Genomic DNA, 19,464 nt, shown 5'->3' with positions numbered 1-19,464 from the left:
TCTCAAGCGCAGGCTGTGTCTGGGAATGTTCGGTTCCAAAACGATGCATTACTGCAGAATTACGAGAGGAATATTATGAGAAAACTTGCTTTGAGCGATGATATATTGCTAAAAATAGAGAAGCCGGCGCGCTATATCGGCAACGAGGTGAACTCGGTAATTAAAGACGCGGATAAGGTGGATATACGTTTTGCAATGTGCTTTCCCGACGTATACGAAATAGGAATGTCTCATCTAGGTATTCAGATATTATATGATATGTTCAACCGGAGGGAAGATGTCTGGTGCGAACGTGTATATTCCCCGTGGATGGACTTGGACGGCATTATGAGAAGAGAAGGGATTCCTCTGTTTGCATTGGAGTCCCAGGACAATATCAAGGATTTTGACTTTCTTGGCATAACGATTCAGTATGAGATGTGCTATACGAATATCCTGCAGATTCTTGAGCTGAGCAAGATGGCGCTCCGGGCGGAGGACAGGGGAGAAGACACCCCTATTGTCATCGGCGGCGGCCCCTGTACGTACAATCCGGAGCCTCTGGCCCCATTTTTCGACCTGTTCTATATGGGAGAGGGCGAGACGGTATATGACGAACTTTTGGATGTATATAAGCAAATCAAGAAAAGAGGCGGGGCAAAGAAGGAATTTCTGGAAGCTGCTGCGGAGATAGAGGGGATATATGTCCCTTCCTTTTATGATGTCAGCTATAAAGGGGACGGAACGATTGCGTCTTTTGTGCCAAACAACGTGCATGCCAGGGAGAAGATTAAGAAGCAGGCCGCTATGGATGTTACGGCTATCCCATATCCTGAGGCACCGGTCGTACCATTTATCAAGGCCACGCAGGACCGGGTCGTTCTGGAGATACAGCGCGGGTGCATCCGGGGATGCCGGTTCTGCCAGGCAGGCATGCTTTACCGTCCCACGAGGGAACGGGACGTGGAGGTGCTTAAGGAATATGCCAATAAGATGCTGAAAAGTACCGGACATGAAGAGATTTCCCTGAGCTCTCTAAGCTCCAGTGATTACAGCTGTCTTCAGGAGCTGGTGACATTTCTCATTAATGAGTTCAAAGGGAAGGGAATCAACATCTCCCTGCCGTCGCTTCGTATCGATGCCTTCTCCCTGGATGTCATGAGCAAAGTGCAGGATATACGGAAAAGCAGCCTTACGTTCGCCCCGGAGGCGGGGTCCCAGAGGATGCGCAATGTAATTAACAAGGGACTGACGGAGGAAGATATCATCAATGGGGCCGGACAGGCTTTCGAAGGTGGATGGAGCAAGGTGAAGCTATATTTTATGCTCGGACTTCCCACGGAGACGGAAGAAGACATGAAAGAGATAGCAGTGCTGGCGGATAAGGTGGCGAGAAGATATTATGAGATACCAAAGGAGGAACGAAGTGGGAAATGCCAGATTACAGCCAGTTCTTCTTTCTTTATTCCGAAACCGTTCACACCGTTCCAGTGGGCAAAGATGTATACGAATGAGGAATACATTTCCAGGGCAGCGACGGTAAAGCATGCGTTCCAAGAGCAGTTGAACCGCAAGAGCCTCCGCTATCACTGGCACGATGCGGAGGTGACCGTACTGGAAGGCGTATTCGCCAGAGGTGACCGCAGGACTGCTGCTGTCATCGAGGAGGCATACCGGCTTGGCTGCCTGTATGACTCCTGGAGCGAGCATTTTGACAATGAAAAATGGATGCAGGCATTTGAACATACTCATGTAGACATTGCATTTTACAATCAGAGGGAGCGCACTATGGAAGAAGTGTTCCCATGGGACTTTATTGATATCGGCGTTACAAAAGACTTTCTTATGCGGGAATGGAGGCGTGCCATGAATGGGGAAGTGACCCCGAACTGCCGCCAGAGCTGTTCAGGCTGCGGTGCGGCAAGATGGGGAGGAGGTGTCTGCGTTGAAGGCAAGAATTAAATTCCGTAAAACGGGAGTGATGAAATTCATCGGCCATCTGGATGTGATGCGGTATTTCCAGAAAGCGATGCGGCGCGCCGAGATTCCGATAGCTTTTACATCGGGCTACAGCCCGCATATGATTATGTCGTTTGCGCAGCCTCTGGGCATCGGAATCACAAGCGATGCAGAATATCTCGATATCGAACTGTCGGAGCCTGTCGCTGCTGCCGATGCCATCAGGCAGCTTAATTCGGTAATGGTAGAAGGCATAGAAGTCGTTGGCTTCGTCAGGATAGCAGATGACAAGAAAAGCAGCGGCATGACCATCGTCGCGGCTGCCGGATATGAAGTGACATTTCCGGAAACGTTCCGGACATCGGACGATATTATAAAGATACCTGAATCATGGAGAGCGCAGGCAGACTCCTTTATGGAGCAGGAAGAGATAGTCGTGTGGAAGAAGACGAAACGCAGCGAGAGAGAAGTCGATATAAAACCGATGATTTACGATTTCACGGTAAAAGAGAACAGCATATATCTATTGCTCGCCACCGGAAGCGAGCAGAACCTAAAGCCTGACCTGGTGATGGAAACTTATGTCAGATATATGGGATTGGATATAGAAAAGATACCCGTACATTACCACAGGCTGGAGGTATACGCTCGAAAAGAAGGAGAGCTGGTACCGCTTGAGGCATTGGAAATTTGAAAGGGGTCAGACCCCTGTGCACACAGGGGTCTGACCCCTTTCAAAATTTGACATATCGTCCGATTTCTGCCTTTGAAACATCCAAATTATCTGACACAAATTTTATGAATTCTTTTTTCAGTTCAGGCGACCAGAAAATTGCATCTTCAGAGGGCAGATTTTTTCCTGACAGGAAAGATTTGGCACATTTTTCAATGAGAAGCTTTTTCCGTTCAAACACTTCTTCAGGTGTGTCAATGAAGATAAAACGGTCATGTTTGTTATGGAATTGCTGAAAACCAATGGTTTTTGGAAAGTGTTGAATACACATAAGGAAAGCTCTGGAATGAATGAGAAATCTTGATTTTTTAACATATTCTTTCATGCTGCTGAAATTATACATTGAGGGGGCAGGCACGAGTGAGGCCTTGGAGGGATTGTTATGAATATAGCGCATACAGCACCAGAAATACCTTTCACTTTCGATAGTTTCGCTGTGATAGCGTCCCTGGAACACATGTCCCACTTTATTATATTTGGAATTGTAATAAACCGCATATGTTGTAGAAAACAGCTGGATAAAGGCTGATAGTTCAGTGAAGGGAATTCTAAGAAGCAGATGGAAATGATTAGACATAACACAATAGGAATAGATTTCGACGTGATACTTCTGACTAGACTTTTGTAAGATACGCATAAACTTTTTCTTGTCATTTTCTGAATTGAAGATGTTGACTTTATTTATGCCTCGGTTCGTGATGTGATACATGTCCGTTGAACTGGGCATTCTTGGTTTTCTCGGCATAATTACCTCCTTTCTTGTTGTGCAAACATGATATCACAGTTATAATGAAAAGACCAGAAGAAATCAGAAAAAGGAGAGAATTTTCATAGGGGTCAGACCCCTGTGATATAAAGGGGTCTGACCCCTATGAAAATTATGGAATATATACCGGCAAAAACGATTGTGACTCGCATGAAGAAACCTGGTGAATGGTTTAGTGCAGATTATAATATGAATATTTATAAAGGATGCTGCCATGGCTGTATTTATTGTGACAGTCGTTCCGACTGTTATGGCATCGACAGGTTTGACGTAGTCCGTGCTAAAGAAAATGCGTTGCAAATTATCAGGGATGATTTGCGGAGGAAGACTAGAAAAGGAGTAATAGCCACCGGAGCTATGAGCGACCCATACAATCCGTACGAAAAGGACCTGCAGTTGACTCGCCACGCACTTGAATTATGTGATGCATTTGAATTTGGTGTTACAATTGCAACGAAAAGCACGATGCTTGAGAGAGATATTGATATCTTAGAGAGTATAAAGGAACATTCTCCTGTGTTATGCAAGATTACCATTACCACAGCAGATGACAATCTTTCGTCGAAAATAGAACCCGGCGCACCAGTTTCTTCCTGCCGCTTTGAACTGATACATGATTTGACGTGCCGGGGGATACCAGCAGGTATTCTTCTCATGCCGGTTCTGCCATTTCTGGAGGATACAATAGACAACGTACGATTGATTGTACGAAAAGCCGCACAATGCGGAGCACATTTTATCTATCCCGCTTTTGGAGTGACGCTTAGAGATAACCAGCGACAGTGGTATCTTCAAAAGCTTGAACAGTTATTTCCAGATCAACAGCTTATGGTAAAGTATAACAGGCAATATGGCACATATTACGAATGCAGAAGTCCCAAAGCCGGGAAGCTATGGAAGTGTTTTAAAGAGGAATGTGAAGACAATGGAATCTTGTATAATATGAAAGACATCATTCACCACTACAAAGCACCTTATCGATGTGAGCAGTTAAGTTTATTTAATGATATACAATTTGATTAAAAGTCAGAAAATGGAGAGAATTTCGAAAGGGGTCAGACCCCTATGTGCATAGGGGTCTGACCCCTTTCGAAAAGGAGGAGCAATGGGTAAAAAGGAAGTTAAGACGAATGCGATGCGTATTCTTGACCGTATGAAGATACCGTACGAGTATGATACGTATGAGTGTGATGATTTTGTGGACGGCATCCAGGTGGCGGATATGCTCGGTACGGACCGCAGCCTTGTGTACAAGACGCTGGTGGCTGTCGGTAAGAGCGGCGGCTGTTATGTGTTTGTCATACCTATCGAAGCGGAGATTGATTTTAAGAAGGCGGCCCGTGTCGTTGGTGAGAAGTCTCTGGAGATGCTCCACCTGAAAGATCTGACAAGGGTGACTGGCTATATCCGTGGCGGATGCACCGCGATTGGGATGAAAAAGCAGTATCCGACGGTAATTCAGGAATCAGCACAGCAGCTGCCTCATATGTATGTAAGCGGAGGAAAGCTTGGCATGCAGCTGAAGCTTGCGCCCGAGGACCTGAGAAAAGCAGCAGGTGCCTCATTCGCAGACGTGACCCACCGATAACAGAAGCAGATAGTACCGCAGACAGGAGGAACAGCAGATGGAATACCTTGGTAAACATATTGAAACTGTAATACTTGACATAGGCAATGTACTGATTGATTTTGCATGGGAGGCGTACCTCACATCCTATCAATACAGCAGCGAGATGTATGAAACGGTAGCTGACGCCATGTTCCGGAACGAGGACTGGCGTTTGGGTGACTCGGGTCTCGTTACGACCGGACAGTGGCTGGAACTCTTTATTGAGAATGCCCCGGAGGCAGAACCTCAGATTCGAGAGGTATTCGCGGATTTCGGCCGTTCTATCGTCCCATATCCCTTCACAGAAGAGTGGATCAGGCACCTCAGAGGGCAGGGGGTACGGCTCTACTACCTTTCCAATTATTCAGAGGAAATGTATCGGCAGTCAAAGGAGCAGCTGTCATTCCTGCACATGCTCGACGGAGGCATATTCTCATGGGAAGAACGCCTGATGAAACCGGATTCCGCCATATACAGCCTGCTTATCAACCGGTACGGTATCGCACCTGAAAGCGCCGTCTTCTTCGATGACTGCAGGGAAAATGTAGAAGCAGCACGAAAGGCTGGAATAAACGGAGTGCTATTTACGACAGATATTCCATTGCGGATGCTCGAAAAATGATGTAATATAAATAGAGAATTACGCAAGAAGACAAAGGCAGTTATGGAGGATTACAGAAAAGATGAAGAAAGTTGTAAAGTTTGGCGGAAGTTCGCTGGCAAGTGCCGCACAGTTTGAGAAAGTAGGAGCAATAATCAGAAGAGATGACACGAGACGCTATGTAGTTCCGTCCGCACCCGGTAAACGAACGCCGAATGATACAAAGGTAACAGATATGCTGTACAGCTGTTACGGCCAGGCTATTATGGAAGAAGAGTTTGAAGAACAGCTAAAGGAAATCAAATCCAGGTTCAAAGAGATAATCAAAGGCCTTAAGCTTAACCTGTCACTGGATGCAGAATTCAAGACAATCGAAGAGAACTTCAGCAAAAAAATCGGCAGAGACTATGCGGCATCCAGAGGAGAATACCTGAACGGCATAATTATGGCCGCTTACCTCGGATATGAGTTTATAGATGCAGCGGAAATCATCGTATTTGACGAGTCAGGCGACTTCGATGCACCGGCCACCAACATGATCTTGTCGGAACGGCTTGCGAAGACCGAACGCGCAGTGATTCCGGGATTCTACGGTGCTATGCCGAACGGAAAGATCAAGACATTTTCAAGAGGTGGTTCTGACATCACAGGCTCCATCGTAGCCAAAGCCGTACACGCGTGCATGTATGAGAACTGGACAGACGTATCCGGATTTCTCGTAGCCGACCCGAGAATCGTCAGGAATCCAAAAGCAATCGATGTCATTACATACCGCGAACTCAGAGAGCTGTCCTATATGGGCGCTACCGTCCTGCACGAAGATGCCATCTTCCCTGTCAGGAAGGAAGGCATTCCAATCAACATCAGAAATACGAACATTCCGGAAGACAAAGGAACGCTTATTGTAGAAGGTACCTGCCGCAAGCCGAGATTCACCATAACCGGTATCGCGGGAAAGAAAGATTTCGCTTCTATCACGGTTGAAAAAGCAATGATGAACTCCGAAGTCGGATTCTGTAAAAAAGTGCTGGAGGTATTCGAGGAAAATGATATCTCTATCGAACACATGCCATCCGGTATAGACACGATGACAATCTTTGTACATCAGGATGAATTCGAAGAGAAAGAACAGAAAGTGATTGCAGGCATCCATCGGGCGGTAGAACCAGACTTTCTCGAACTGGAGTCAGACCTTGCGCTCATTGCCGTCGTCGGACGGGGCATGCGCGCGACAAGGGGAACGTCAGGCCGTATATTTTCGGCACTTGCACATGCCAACGTAAATGTCAAGATGATCGACCAGGGCTCCAGTGAGCTGAATATCATCATCGGCGTACGCAATCATGATTTTGAAGCCGCGGTCAGAGCATTATACGATATCTTTGTGACAACGCAGATATAACAGGACAAGGGGAGGTCTGCAATGAATATTTTATTTTTTCTCAAGCCTAAAAGCGAACTCGCTTACATCTATGATTACCATACACTTCGTCAGGCACTTGAAATTATGGAATACCACAAATATTCTTCCGTGCCGATATTGAACCGGGACGGCAAATATGTCGGCTCCATCACGGAAGGCGATTTGCTTTGGGGGCTGAAAAGGCTTGATTTGATGAATCTTCACGATGCGGAGGACATCAGTATCAAGAAGATAGAGAGAAGGCTTGATTACCAATGCGTCAACGCAGAATCTAATATGGAAGATCTGATAGGAAAGGCCATGGAACAGAATTTCGTTCCCGTCGTCGACGATGAGGAGCATTTTATCGGCATAATCACCCGTCGTGATATTATCGGGTACTGCTACGATAAGATGAGTGACTGTGATAAACGTTGAGCAGTACATATCTGACCGGGCATGGACAAAAGACATAACAGAAGAAGGATGAGCATAATGACAATAGATTTTCATACACATATGTTTCCCGATAAGATAGCGAAGGGGACCCTGGACTTTCTGGCTTCGGTCTGTCATATAGAACCATATACGGACGGCACATACGAAGGGCTGAAGGCCTCTGGTACTGCGTCCGGCGTGGATATGAGCATCGCGCTGCCCATCGTGACAAAGCCTTCCCAGTTTGATTCAATCAACCGTTTCGCCGCAGCGCATCAGGAAGGACGCATCCTCTCGTTTGGGAGCATCCATCCAGAAAGCGGAGATTATAAGAATCAGCTGAAGCAGATCAAAGCAATGGGAATGAAAGGAATCAAGCTGCACCCTGATTATCAGGAAGTGTATTTTGATGATATACGCTATAAACGAATCGTGGACTACGCGTCAGAGCTTGGCCTGATTATAAGTGTCCACGCAGGACAGGATCCTAAGTGCCCAGAAGATGTGCACTGCACTCCCCGGATGGCGGCCCGGCTTATCGATGAGGTGCAGCCGGAGAAGCTTGTACTGGCCCATCTTGGAGGTAACGGCCTATGGGACGATGTGGAAGAATATCTCGTAGGGAAACACGTCTATTTTGACACAGGAGTTGTGCTTGGAAGAATCGCTGATGAACAGTTTATAAGGATTGCCAGGACTCACGGCAGCGATAAGATTCTGTTCGCGACAGACTCGCCGTGGGCCGGACAGAAAGAATTCATCAGCTATCTGGAATCAATGGACCTTACAGAGGAAGAGAAGCGCAGCATATCCGGAGAGAATGCAATGCGGCTGCTAGATCTTCTGTAGCTACTGTGAATACAGGAAAGGGCAGGGATGTGGACTATGAAAAGACTGGCACCTTTATTTGTTTTGATGGCTTCGGTACTATGGGGCTCCATGGGAATTATAACAAGATATGTGGCGGCAATCGGATTCAACACGAGGCAGACCGCCGCAGTCAGAATCACTTCTGCCGCGGTCGTGCTCATACTGTTCCTGCTTATCACTGACCGCAGCAAGCTGAAGATACGTAAAGAAGATTTCAAATGGTTTCTGGGTACCGGACTCGGAAGCCTGTTTATCAATAATCTGGCCTATGCGGCAACCGTGCAGAGGGCATCCCTCTCCGTAGCAGTCGTGCTGCTGTATACGGCACCGTTCTTTGTAATGATTATGTCGGTCCTCTTCTTCAAAGAGAAGCTGACGCTCCAGAAGATAGCTGCCCTTTTCCTTTCATTTGCGGGCTGCATACTCGTGGTAGGGCTGTCTGGCGCAAATGTGGGCGACAATGTGTTAATCACGCTGCTGATTGGACTGAGCGCCGGTTTCGGATATTCCCTTTACAGCATATTCGGTAAAGTCCTGATGGGAAGATATGAATCGCTGACCGTCACGGTCTATACTTTTATCCTGGCGAGCCTCGCGTCGCTCGTTATCGCGGAACCTGTATCCATGGTCAAAATCATTGCTGCCAATGCGGAAAAAATGCCGGTAACGGTAATCGGAAGCGTCATCACGCTCGCATTGCCGTATATCTGCTATTCTGCCGCATTGAAATACATAGAAAGCAGCAAGGCGTCCATCATAGCTTCCTTTGAAGTCGTTGCGGCAAGCCTGTTTGGCGTCTTCCTGTACCATGAGCCGCTGGATCTATTTAACATCGTAGGCATTGTTTGCGTCGTGGCCGCGCTGATCATACTGCAGCTGAAGCCAAGGAGTGAATTGGAAATCTCGTAGATTGGCCACAAGAGAAGAGCCGGAACCGGGCAGGGGATGCTAACTCGCATGACATTCCCTGCCTGGTTCCGGCTCTTCCTGCATTATGAATTCTGCGATAAGGGTCGCGCCTATGCCGGTAATATAGACAGCTGTGCCGACGCATCAAAGCAGATGCCATCGGCGTCCGCTTTCCCCATCCTTACAGAAGATTGATATTGTGGGCAGATGCTTCCTCCAGCATCTCCTTCGGCCATATAGAAGACTGCACTTCTCCGATATGTGCCTTTCTCAGATACAGCATACAGATGCGCGACTGGCCGATTCCGCCTCCGATAGTGTAAGGCAGCTGGCCGTCGAGCAGTGCCCTCTGGAACTCCAGCTGCGCCCTGTCTTCGCAGCCTGCGGCCTTCAGCTGGCGGCGGAGTGCTTCCTCATCCACACGGATTCCCATGGAGGACAGCTCAAGGGCGATATCCAGAACCGGATAGTATACGATGATATCACCGTTCAGTTCCCAGTCATCATAATCGGGAGCACGCCCGTCATGTTTCTCACCGGAAGCAAGCACCTTCCCAATCTGGGAGATGAATACCGCGCCTTTTGCCCTGGCAATGCGGTATTCCCGCTCCTTGGCATCGGCCCCAGGATAAAGGTCCTCCAGTTCCTGTGACGTGATGAATGTTATCTCATCCGGCAGGAACGGCTCTATGTAGTTATATCTCCTGGACATGAATTCTTCTGTCTCTTTCAGTGCAGAATATACCTTACGTACTGTGTAGTGGAGCGTCTCCGTGTTCCGTTCTTCTTTGGATATGACCTTTTCCCAATCCCACTGGTCTACGTAGATAGAATGGATATTATCCGTATCCTCATCTCTGCGGATAGCGCTCATATCTGTGTACAGGCCTTCTCCGGAATGGAAATCATAACGCTTCAGCGCGTAACGTTTCCATTTGGCCAGAGAGTGGACGATTTCCGCCGGCGCGTCCTCCTGTTCTCTGATGCCGAAGGAAACCGGCCTTTCTACTCCGTTGAGATTATCGTTAAGACCTGATTCCGGCTTTACAAACAAAGGTGCTGAGACACGGGTCAGGTGCAGAGATTTGGCCAGTGCACGTTCGAAGTGGTCCTTCACTTCCTTGATTGCGACTTCTGTCTCCCGGATCGTAAGCGGGGATGCATAGTGGTCCGGGGTGATTAAATGTTCCATATGTAAGACTCCTTTGCGTATTATTCTATCTTTTAATGTATACTTACAGACAGGCGTAAGTCAAGGAATTCTTGATACGGATTTTGCACCGGAAGAAGATAAGAGAGATTTTCTGGATATAACTGCATCTTGCTAAATACCATATGTTGTGATATCATCTGATGTATCCACAACAATTTGTGATTATATGGAGGAAGAACAATGGAAGACATAAGAATCAAAGGGCTGGAACAAGTTCTTGCACATATACAAGGAGATTTCAAAGACCCTGAATATGACCTGACACTCCTGTACAGCAAATACGAATCACTCCTGAAACCAGGACTGCATGACAGGGAAAAGCTGTCTCTGCTCACGAAAGCGGCCGTCGAGCTCACCACCCAGGAGGCGCCGGGATGGGAACTGATAGCGGCACGGCTCTTATACGCAGGTTTTCGTGACAGTCTGGATGATGCCATGAAAAGTTATGGAATCACAGGCTTCTATGACAAGATCGTATTTCTTACCGAAGAAAAACTATATGGCAGCTATATATTAGATCATTACAGCAGGCAGGAAATCGAGGCGTTCGGCAGGATGATACAGGAGGAGCGAAGCAGGCTTTTTACATACTCCGGCCTGGATCTGCTCCTTAACCGCTATGTTATCCGTACCCGAAATGGTACTGTGCTTGAGACTCCGCAGGAGATGTTCATGGGGATAGCCATGCACCTTGCTATGAAGGAAAAGGACAGACGCTCAGAATGGGTACAGCGTTTCTACGATATGCTGAGCCTGCTCAAGGTGACGATGGCAACACCTACGCTTTCCAATGCGAGAAAGCCATACCACCAGCTTTCTTCCTGTTTCATAGACACGGTTCCCGACAGCCTGGACGGCATCTACCGGAGCATAGACAGCTTCGCGAAAGTGAGCAAATACGGCGGCGGGATGGGGTTGTATTTTGGAAAGGTGCGGGCAAGCGGCAGTACGATACGTGGATTCGAAGGAGCGGCAGGAGGTGTCATCCGCTGGATCAAGCTTGCCAATGACACCGCGGTGGCCGTGGACCAGCTCGGAGTCCGCCAGGGCGCGGTGGCCGTCTATCTTGACGTGTGGCACAGAGACCTTCCGGAATTCCTGAAGCTTAGGACGAACAACGGCGACGACCGGATGAAGGCGCACGATGTATTTCCGGCCGTATGCTATCCTGACTATTTCTGGCAACAGGCGAGAGACCATATCGAAGGTGACTGGTATCTCATGTGTCCCCATGAAATTCTGACCGTAAAGGGATACGCGCTGGAAGACTGTTACGGTGAAGAGTGGGAGCAAAAATATCTGGACTGCGTGCAGGATACGAGAATATCCAAACGGGTCATACCAATCAAGGAGATTATCCGTCTGATTATCCGTAGTGCCGTAGAGACAGGGACTCCGTTTGCCTTCAACCGGGATACGGTGAACCGTATGAATCCGAACTGCCACAGAGGCATCATCTACTGCAGCAACCTCTGCACAGAGATTGCCCAGAACATGGGTGGGGTAGAGGAAGTGTCTCAGACCATCGAGGAGGTAGACGGAGAGGAGGTTGTCGTAACCGTGACCAAGCCGGGGGAATTTGTCGTGTGCAATCTGGCCAGCATCTCGCTCGGACATATCGATGTGACGGATGAGGCAGAGCTTCGCCGCACGGTGTCTTCTGCGATGCGTGCACTTGACAATGTCATCGACCTTAATTTCTTCCCGGTTCCGTATGCAAAACTGAATAATGAAAAATACCGCCCGGTAGGACTCGGTGTCAGCGGGTACCATCATATGCTCGCTAAAAATGGAATCGCCTGGGAAAGCGAAGAGCATCTTGCATTTGCCGAGAAAGCATTTTGTGCAATCCACCGCGCCGCCATAGAAGCCAGCTGCGATATCGCAGAGGAGAAAGGTGCCTACGCATACTTCGAGGGAAGCGACTGGCAGACCGGGGCTTATTTTGACAAGCGCGGCCTTACCGGAAACGGATGGGAGCAGCTCCGTGCAAGGATTGCCGCCTGCGGCGTTAGAAACGGGTATATGCTGGCCGCTGCTCCGACGAGCAGCACGAGCATCATCGCCGGTACGACGGCAGGCCTTGATCCGGTCATGCACAGGTTCTATCTGGAAGAAAAGAAGAACGGGCTCATACCTAGAGTTGCGCCCGAACTTTCAATGGACACGTACTGGTATTACAAGAACGCACATCTGATTGACCAGATCTGGTCCATCCGTGCCTGCGGCGTACGCCAGCGCCATATCGACCAGGCACAGAGCATGAATCTGTATATTACGAACGAATACACGTTCCGAAAAGTGCTGGACCTGTATGTGCTTGCATGGGAGTGCAAAGTAAAGACTATCTATTATATACGCTCCAGGAGCCTGGAGGTGGAAGAGTGCGATGTGTGCTCTTCCTGACGTTCAAACAGAGAGGAGAAGGATATGTCAGAACTGACGAAGAAGATGCTTTTCAATCCGGACGGGGACACCGATGTCCTCAGCAGAAGGATGATTGGCGGCAACACGACAAATCTCAATGATTTTAATAATATGAAATATACATGGGTCAGCGACTGGTACCGCCAGGCGATGAACAACTTCTGGATACCAGAGGAGATCAGCCTGGGAGTGGATATAAAGGATTATCTGCACCTTCCCGCTGAGGAGCGCAGAGCATATGACAAGATACTGTCCTTCCTTATCTTCCTGGACAGTATACAGACCGCGAACCTCCCGCATATAGGCGAATATATCACGGCGAATGAAGTCAATCTCTGCCTGTCGATTCAGGCATTCCAGGAGGCGGTACACAGCCAGAGCTACAGCTATATGCTGGATACAATCTGTGAGCCGCAGAAGCGCGAGGAGATCTTGTACCAATGGAAGGAGGATGAGCATCTGCTTCTGCGTAACGAGTTCATCGGCAGCCTGTACAATGAGTTCCAGGAGACGAAAAGTGCACCGTCGCTCGTGAGGACTCTTGTTGCAAACTATATATTGGAAGGTGTATACTTTTATAGTGGCTTTATGTTCTTTTACAATCTTGGACGCAACGGGAAGATGCCTGGCTCCGTACAGGAGATCCGGTATATCAACCGGGACGAGAACACGCATCTGTGGCTGTTCCGCAGCATGCTCCAGGAATTGAAAAAGGAAGAGCCGTGGCTGTTCACCGCGGAAGATATAAACGTATACCGGCATATGATACGGGAAGGTTGCGAGCAGGAAATCCGATGGGGACACTATGTCATCGGAGACAAGATTCAGGGGCTGACGAAGGATATGGTAACCGGCTATATCCGGTATCTTGGAAATCTGCGATGTGCAGGTCTTGGGTTTGAACCAGTATATGACGGATATGACAAGGTTCCTGAAAGCATGCGGTGGGTAGAACAGTATTCGAACGCGAATCTGATCAAGACAGATTTTTTCGAGGCGAAAAGTACCGCCTATGCCAAGAGCAGCGCGCTGGCAGACGACCTGTAATGACAGGCCGGCGGACAGAAAGGATATATTATGAAGCAAAGAAGCAGCCTGTTCTATGGCTCCCTGATTCTGATACAGAATATCTTGATCGGCATAGGCAACCCGATTGCAAAATACGGGATGTCCTCTTTCCCTTTCTTTTTATATGTGTCCGTACGTTTCCTCATGGGGTGCCTGTTCCTCGTACTAATATTCCACAGACGGATATTTGCCGGTATGAAAGCATCCTTCTGGAAGCCGGGTACGCTGATATCGGCTCTTACCGCTGGAGCGTATATTCTCGGTACGCTGACATTTAAATATACGACGGCTACGAGCGCCGGCTTTCTGTTCGCGCTGCCGGTCATATTCACCCCGTTTCTCATGCGCTTCGTATCAAAGGTAAAGATAGCAAAGGAAAAATACATACCGATTCTCGTCGTCGTTGCAGGGACGTATCTGCTCTGCTGTGGAAATGGCGGGTTTGTATTTGGCCCAGGTGAGGCTATGGCCGTTGCGAGCTCATTTCTCGTAGCCTGCGTCTTTGAGTTCAGCTCCCTCCACCTGGGACACATGGAGCCTTTGCTGCTGGCAGCCTACCAGGCCGGCTTGACCGGTGCCGTATGCCTGGTCCTGGGAATAGCAAACAATGAGGCCATGCCTGCATTTACCGATGTGCCGGCGGCAGCATGGGGTGCACTTCTGTATCTTGGTATCGGCTGCACGGGAATCAGCTACTGCCTGCAGAACTTTGCGCTTAGCAGGCTTGACTCTACGAAAGCGGCGCTTATCATGTGCTCACAGCCTGTCTTTACGGCGGCATCCTCCTTCCTCCTGCTGGATGAACGGATGGCGGGACTTCAGCTTACGGGTGCCGCAATCATAATGGCCGGCATCATCTACGCAAATGTAATGCCTGAACAGAAAACAGGCAGAACCACATAAGCCACTTTTGCCTGAAAAGGAACAAAAGGAACAAATCAGATATTATCATAATATTTTGGTTGATTTTGACAAAAGTCTGTGCTATAATACAACAGTATGCCGCACAATGAGGTTTTCAAGCGCTGCAAATTTACGCAGCCACCACAATTGGCGAGTAATGATAATAGGAGGTGCCATATGTACGCGATTATAGCAACAGGTGGTAAACAGTACAAAGTAGCTGAAGGCGATATCATTAAAGTAGAAAAACTTGGTGCAGAAGCCGGCGAGACTTATACATTCGACCAAGTGCTTGCAGTTAACGACAACGGATTGAAAGTTGGGAATCCGACCGTTGACGGTGCAACTGTAGAAGCTTCTGTAATTGAAAATGGAAAAGCAAAAAAAGTCATCGTTTACAAGTATAAGAGAAAAACTGGATACCATAAGAAAAATGGTCACAGACAACAGTATACTGCTGTAAAGATTGACAAGATCAATGCTTAATCTGGGAATTACCGATGATTAAGGTAACTATCTATAACAATGAAAAGAATGAATGCGTAGGCTTCAGAGCTTCAGGCCATGCAGGACAGAATGAATGTGGACAGGATATCGTATGTGCGGCTGCATCGATACTGATGATCAATACCGTCAATGCGATTGAACAGTTCGCCGGGGACGAGTTCTCCCTTGTGTCTGATGAGGACGGCGGCTGTATGGAATACCGGCTCGCAGGGGATCCTTCTAAAGAGGCGGAACTTCTTTTAAAGACCATGGTTCAGGGGCTGGCGGCAATGGAAGACGATGAAGATTACACGCAATACATCGATATCATATTCGAGGAGGTGTAACAACATGATGAAATTAAACCTTCAATTTTTCGCTCATAAGAAAGGGGTCGGTTCTACCAAGAACGGCCGGGATTCAGAGTCTAAGAGACTTGGTGCGAAAAGAGCTGACGGACAGTTTGTCAAAGCTGGAAATATCCTTTACAGACAGCGTGGAACTAAGATTCATCCAGGCTTAAATGTTGGACGCGGCGGAGATGATACATTATTCGCTCTCGCTGACGGCGTTGTAAGATTTGAAAGAAAAGGAAGAGACAAGAAACAGGTTTCTATCTATCCAGCAGCACAATAGTGAGATTATGAATAACCCTGCCAGTCTTTGGCAGGGTTATTTTAACCAGGTTCAATTGGGGACGGGGGAAAATCAAATTTCCCCCGTCCCCAATTGAATCCATGTTGCAGTCATGATATGATATATATTGAGCATCATATTAGATAAGACTATGACAGAAAGCAGAAAGAGGAAAATATTATGTTTGCAGATAGAGCGAAGATATGTATACGTTCCGGCAAAGGCGGAGACGGGCATGTGAGTTTCCGCAGAGAGCTGTACGTACCAAACGGCGGTCCGGACGGCGGAGACGGCGGTCGCGGTGGAGATGTCATCTTTGAGGTGGACGAAGGTCTCAATACGCTTCAGGACTACCGCCACAGAAGAAAATATGCCGCCAAAGACGGAGAACAGGGTGGAAAAAGGAGATGCCACGGGGCGGACGCGGAGGATATTATACTGAAAGTCCCGGAGGGTACGGTTATCAAAGAAGCTGAGTCCGGCAAGGTAATCGCAGATATGTCCGGAGATAACAAAAGGCAGGTCGTACTAAAGGGCGGCAGAGGCGGGCTCGGGAACCAGCACTTCGCGACGTCTACCATGCAGATCCCAAAATACGCCCAGCCGGGTCAGCCGTCCCAGGAGCTGTGGGTCAGCCTGGAGCTGAAAGTAATTGCGGATGTCGGCCTGATAGGGTTTCCGAATGTAGGAAAATCTACCTTCTTGTCAAGAGTGAGCAATGCAAGGCCTAAAATTGCCAATTATCATTTTACCACGCTTAACCCCAATCTTGGCGTAGTGGATCTGGACGGTGCACAAGGCTTTGTCATCGCAGATATCCCCGGCCTGATTGAAGGCGCGTCAGAAGGCGTAGGTCTCGGACACGAATTCCTACGCCATATCGAGCGGACGAAGATGATGATCCATGTGGTGGATGCGGCAGGCAGCGAAGGCCGCAGTCCGGTAGACGACATCTATAAAATAAATGCGGAGCTAGAGGCGTATAACCCGGAGATTGCAAGAAGGCCCCAGGTCATCGCCGCCAACAAGACGGATCTCATATACGGCGGAGACGGGGAAAATCCTGTAGAACAGCTGAAAGAAGAATTTGAACCGAAGGGAATCAAAGTATTTCCGATTTCCGGCGCCACAGGCGAGGGCATAAGCGAGCTGTTGTACTATGTGTCCGAACAGCTTGGAAAGCTTGACAGCAGTCCGGTCATATTTGAACAGGAATACTTTCCGGAGGAGGAGCTTATCTATGAGAACCTTCCGTATACGATTGAAAAAGAGGATGACATATATGTAGTAGAAGGTCCTAAGATTGAGAAAATGCTTGGATATACGAATCTGGATTCCGAAAAGGGATTTGCATTTTTCCAGAAGTTTCTCAAAAGCACCGGTATTCTGGACGAGCTGGAAGCAGCAGGCATCGAAGAAGGGGATACAGTACGGATGTATGGGTTACAGTTTGACTATTACAAATAGAAGAGGAGCGGCAGTATTATGACGACAAAACAGAGAGCATATCTGAAAGGGCTGGCCATGACTATGGATCCAGTCTTCCAGGTTGGAAAGAACAGCATAACACCGGAGGTGACAGAAGCGGTAAGGGAAGCGCTTGCCGCCAGAGAGCTGATCAAGGTAGCGGTACTGAAAAACTGCGCCGACGATCCAAAAGAAATGGCGCAGCTGCTCGCTGAACGTACGCAGTCCCAGGTTGTACAGGTAATCGGGAAGAAAATCGTCCTTTACAAAGAAGGCAGAGACAAGAACAAACGTATCGAGCTGCCAAAATAATTCACAAAGACTAATAACCGAAGCAGAGGTCAGATATATGAAGATAGGCATTATGGGCGGTACATTCGATCCGATACACAATGGGCATCTCATGCTTGGTGAGGCGGCATACCAGTTATTTCATCTTGACGAGGTATGGTTCATGCCCAACGGCAATCCGCCGCATAAGCACCGCTCATCTATAGAGTCGGATGTGACAGACCGGGTGGAGATGGTGCGCCTTGCGATACAAGGGCATAAAAGCTTCCGTCTTCAAACGTATGAGGCTCGGAAAAAGGAAGTATCCTATTCCTGCGAGACGCTGGAGCATTTCAATGAGATATATGAAGATGATGTGTTCTACTTTATTATCGGCGCAGATTCACTCTTTGCCATAGAAGGCTGGATCCATCCGGAACGGATTTTCCCCACATGTACGATCCTTGCCGCCTACAGGGATGATATTGACACGAAGGAAGAGATGTCCCGGCAGATCGAATATCTCAGGGGAAAATATAACGCAAAGATAGAACTGCTCGCAACACCCCTGATGCACGTCTCGTCCAGCGAATTGAGGACAAGGCTCAAGCAGGGGGGGGATATCAGCCAAATGGTGCCGGAGAAGGTCCGTGAATATATAAAGAATCATCACTTATATAAGGAAGTATAATATGAAGCAGAAGATAAGCAAAATACGCAGAAGACTAAAGGCAGATCTGGACAGAGAACGGTATGAGCATACTCTGGGAGTCATGTACACTGCCGCGGCTTTGGCAATGCGGTACGATGAGGATATAGACCAGGCGCTTATAGCAGGGCTTCTCCACGACTGTGCGAAATGCATCGCTCCAGATACGAAGATAAAGCTCTGTGACAGGTATCATCTGAGCGTGTCGGATATAGAGCTTGCGAATCCAAGCCTGCTTCACGCAAAGCTTGGAGCGTACCTCGCCGCCAAGAAGTTCCGTGTCCGCGATAAAGATGTGATAGACGCTATTGCAAGCCATACGACCGGAAGGCCGCATATGACATTGCTTGAGAAGATCATATATATCTCTGATTACATCGAACCAGGAAGAGAGGAACTCCCCAATATGGCTGTGGTGAGGAAGCTCGCTTTCTCCGATATAGATGAATGCCTTTACCGGATACTAAAAGATTCACTTGTCTATCTGGAATCGAAGAACATGCCTGTTGACCCAATGACAGAAAAAGCATATCAATATTATAAAGAAAAACTTGGCAAAAAGGAGGAATAGATTATATGGAACATGCAGTAGAGATGGCCCGCATCGCATACGATGCCTTATCTGATAAAAAAGGTGAGAATATACAGATTATCGATATATCCCAGATATCGGTACTTGCGGATTACTTCATCATCACAGACGGAACAAGCGACAGCCAGATCAAAGCGCTCGTCGAACACGTAGATGAAAAGATGGAAAAGGCCGGCTACCACCTGAGACAGCAGGAAGGCAAGAACAGCGGTTCATGGGTGCTGATGGACTATGGTGATATCATCGTGCACGTGTTTGAAAAAGAGAACCGTTCGTTCTACAACCTGGAACGGATCTGGAATGACGGAAAGGCAGTACAGCGCGAAGCGTTGGACTAATGCCGGATATTCATAATATGGAAAGAGCCGGAATCAGGTATGGGGACGCTAATGCGATAATATCCCCGTACCTGGTTCCGGCTCTTCGA

The 19,464-nt window shown here is 48.1% G+C and carries 22 protein-coding genes; 20 read left to right on the top strand and 2 right to left on the bottom strand.

Annotation, left to right across the window (positions count from 1 at the left end):
* The first annotated feature begins 75 nt into the window (after positions 1-75).
* Entirely contained in the window at positions 76-1,941 is a 1,866-nt protein-coding gene (locus tag HJV72_RS02710) for a TIGR03960 family B12-binding radical SAM protein (protein ID WP_208068450.1), read from the top strand.
* Positions 1,925-2,632: a TIGR03936 family radical SAM-associated protein gene (locus HJV72_RS02705; protein WP_208068448.1), complete on the top strand. Its 708-nt coding sequence runs from the start codon at positions 1,925-1,927 to the stop codon at positions 2,630-2,632. The genes HJV72_RS02710 and HJV72_RS02705 overlap by 17 nt, the downstream gene beginning before the upstream one ends.
* A 40-nt stretch (positions 2,633-2,672) precedes the next feature.
* On the opposite strand, the gene HJV72_RS02700 is transcribed toward HJV72_RS02705, so the two are convergent.
* Positions 2,673-3,416: a transposase gene (locus HJV72_RS02700; RefSeq protein WP_208068446.1), complete on the bottom strand. Its 744-nt coding sequence runs from the start codon at positions 3,414-3,416 to the stop codon at positions 2,673-2,675.
* 135 nt (positions 3,417-3,551) lie between these two features.
* On the opposite strand from HJV72_RS02700, the gene HJV72_RS02695 reads away from it, so the two are divergent.
* The 7 genes from HJV72_RS02695 to HJV72_RS02665 all read left to right on the top strand — a co-directional run bounded on the left by HJV72_RS02695 (position 3,552) and on the right by HJV72_RS02665 (position 9,266).
* Positions 3,552-4,460 carry an SPL family radical SAM protein gene (locus HJV72_RS02695; protein ID WP_208068693.1) on the top strand — a complete coding sequence of 303 codons (909 nt, stop codon included), beginning with the start codon at positions 3,552-3,554 and terminating at the stop codon, positions 4,458-4,460.
* 82 nt (positions 4,461-4,542) lie between these two features.
* A complete protein-coding gene (gene ybaK, locus HJV72_RS02690) occupies positions 4,543-5,025 on the top strand; it encodes a Cys-tRNA(Pro) deacylase (protein ID WP_208068444.1) in 483 nt (160 codons plus the stop codon).
* Between the two features lie 37 nt (positions 5,026-5,062).
* Positions 5,063-5,668: an HAD family hydrolase gene (locus tag HJV72_RS02685; RefSeq protein ID WP_208068441.1), complete on the top strand. Its 606-nt coding sequence runs from the start codon at positions 5,063-5,065 to the stop codon at positions 5,666-5,668.
* A 61-nt stretch (positions 5,669-5,729) separates the two neighbouring features.
* Positions 5,730-7,049, top strand: coding sequence for an aspartate kinase (locus HJV72_RS02680; protein ID WP_208068439.1), 1,320 nt, complete (start codon positions 5,730-5,732; stop codon positions 7,047-7,049).
* 21 nt (positions 7,050-7,070) lie between these two features.
* Entirely contained in the window at positions 7,071-7,487 is a 417-nt protein-coding gene (locus HJV72_RS02675; protein ID WP_049727952.1) for a CBS domain-containing protein, read from the top strand.
* Positions 7,488-7,544: 57 nt separating this feature from the next.
* Positions 7,545-8,336 (top strand): amidohydrolase family protein, encoded by a 792-nt coding sequence (locus HJV72_RS02670; protein ID WP_208068437.1) that lies wholly within the window; start codon positions 7,545-7,547, stop codon positions 8,334-8,336.
* 36 nt (positions 8,337-8,372) lie between these two features.
* Positions 8,373-9,266, top strand: a complete 894-nt coding sequence (locus HJV72_RS02665; RefSeq protein WP_208068435.1) for a DMT family transporter — start codon at positions 8,373-8,375, stop codon at positions 9,264-9,266.
* 181 nt (positions 9,267-9,447) lie between these two features.
* On the opposite strand, the gene asnA is transcribed toward HJV72_RS02665, so the two are convergent.
* Positions 9,448-10,458 (bottom strand): aspartate--ammonia ligase, encoded by a 1,011-nt coding sequence (gene asnA / locus HJV72_RS02660; RefSeq protein ID WP_208068433.1) that lies wholly within the window; start codon positions 10,456-10,458, stop codon positions 9,448-9,450.
* A 201-nt stretch (positions 10,459-10,659) separates the two neighbouring features.
* Here asnA and HJV72_RS02655 point away from each other — a divergent pair, with 201 nt between their 5' ends.
* The 11 genes from HJV72_RS02655 (at position 10,660) to rsfS (ending at position 19,375) form a co-directional block, all read left to right on the top strand.
* Positions 10,660-12,885 (top strand): ribonucleoside-diphosphate reductase subunit alpha, encoded by a 2,226-nt coding sequence (locus HJV72_RS02655; protein WP_208068432.1) that lies wholly within the window; start codon positions 10,660-10,662, stop codon positions 12,883-12,885.
* 24 nt (positions 12,886-12,909) lie between these two features.
* A complete protein-coding gene (locus HJV72_RS02650; protein ID WP_208068430.1) occupies positions 12,910-13,953 on the top strand; it encodes a ribonucleotide-diphosphate reductase subunit beta in 1,044 nt (347 codons plus the stop codon).
* A gap of 30 nt (positions 13,954-13,983) precedes the next feature.
* A complete protein-coding gene (locus HJV72_RS02645) occupies positions 13,984-14,877 on the top strand; it encodes a DMT family transporter (protein ID WP_208068428.1) in 894 nt (297 codons plus the stop codon).
* A gap of 177 nt (positions 14,878-15,054) precedes the next feature.
* Positions 15,055-15,363 carry a 50S ribosomal protein L21 gene (rplU, locus tag HJV72_RS02640; RefSeq protein ID WP_066576323.1) on the top strand — a complete coding sequence of 103 codons (309 nt, stop codon included), beginning with the start codon at positions 15,055-15,057 and terminating at the stop codon, positions 15,361-15,363.
* Positions 15,364-15,377: 14 nt separating this feature from the next.
* Positions 15,378-15,710, top strand: coding sequence for a ribosomal-processing cysteine protease Prp (locus HJV72_RS02635; RefSeq protein WP_208068427.1), 333 nt, complete (start codon positions 15,378-15,380; stop codon positions 15,708-15,710).
* Between the two features lie 4 nt (positions 15,711-15,714).
* A complete protein-coding gene (gene rpmA / locus HJV72_RS02630; RefSeq protein ID WP_049727961.1) occupies positions 15,715-15,999 on the top strand; it encodes a 50S ribosomal protein L27 in 285 nt (94 codons plus the stop codon).
* A 180-nt stretch (positions 16,000-16,179) separates the two neighbouring features.
* Positions 16,180-17,466: a GTPase ObgE gene (gene obgE, locus HJV72_RS02625; RefSeq protein WP_208068424.1), complete on the top strand. Its 1,287-nt coding sequence runs from the start codon at positions 16,180-16,182 to the stop codon at positions 17,464-17,466.
* 18 nt (positions 17,467-17,484) lie between these two features.
* Complete coding sequence (yhbY, locus tag HJV72_RS02620) at positions 17,485-17,778, top strand: ribosome assembly RNA-binding protein YhbY (RefSeq protein WP_208068422.1); 294 nt, start codon at positions 17,485-17,487, stop codon at positions 17,776-17,778.
* Between the two features lie 37 nt (positions 17,779-17,815).
* Positions 17,816-18,427 (top strand): nicotinate-nucleotide adenylyltransferase, encoded by a 612-nt coding sequence (gene nadD, locus HJV72_RS02615; RefSeq protein ID WP_208068420.1) that lies wholly within the window; start codon positions 17,816-17,818, stop codon positions 18,425-18,427.
* 1 nt (position 18,428) lies between these two features.
* Complete coding sequence (yqeK, locus tag HJV72_RS02610) at positions 18,429-19,016, top strand: bis(5'-nucleosyl)-tetraphosphatase (symmetrical) YqeK (protein ID WP_208068419.1); 588 nt, start codon at positions 18,429-18,431, stop codon at positions 19,014-19,016.
* A 5-nt stretch (positions 19,017-19,021) separates the two neighbouring features.
* The gene (gene rsfS, locus HJV72_RS02605) at positions 19,022-19,375 is read left to right on the top strand and encodes a ribosome silencing factor (RefSeq protein WP_208068418.1); all 354 of its coding nucleotides are present in this window, start codon (positions 19,022-19,024) and stop codon (positions 19,373-19,375) included.
* Positions 19,376-19,464: the final 89 nt, after the last annotated feature.

The sequence above is a fragment of the Extibacter sp. GGCC_0201 genome (assembly GCF_017566055.1).
In the GTDB taxonomy this organism is placed as follows: Bacteria; Bacillota; Clostridia; order Lachnospirales; family Lachnospiraceae; genus Extibacter.
The sequence above is the reverse complement of the archived record's forward strand: the minus strand, read 5'-3'. Positions and strand labels throughout refer to the sequence as shown.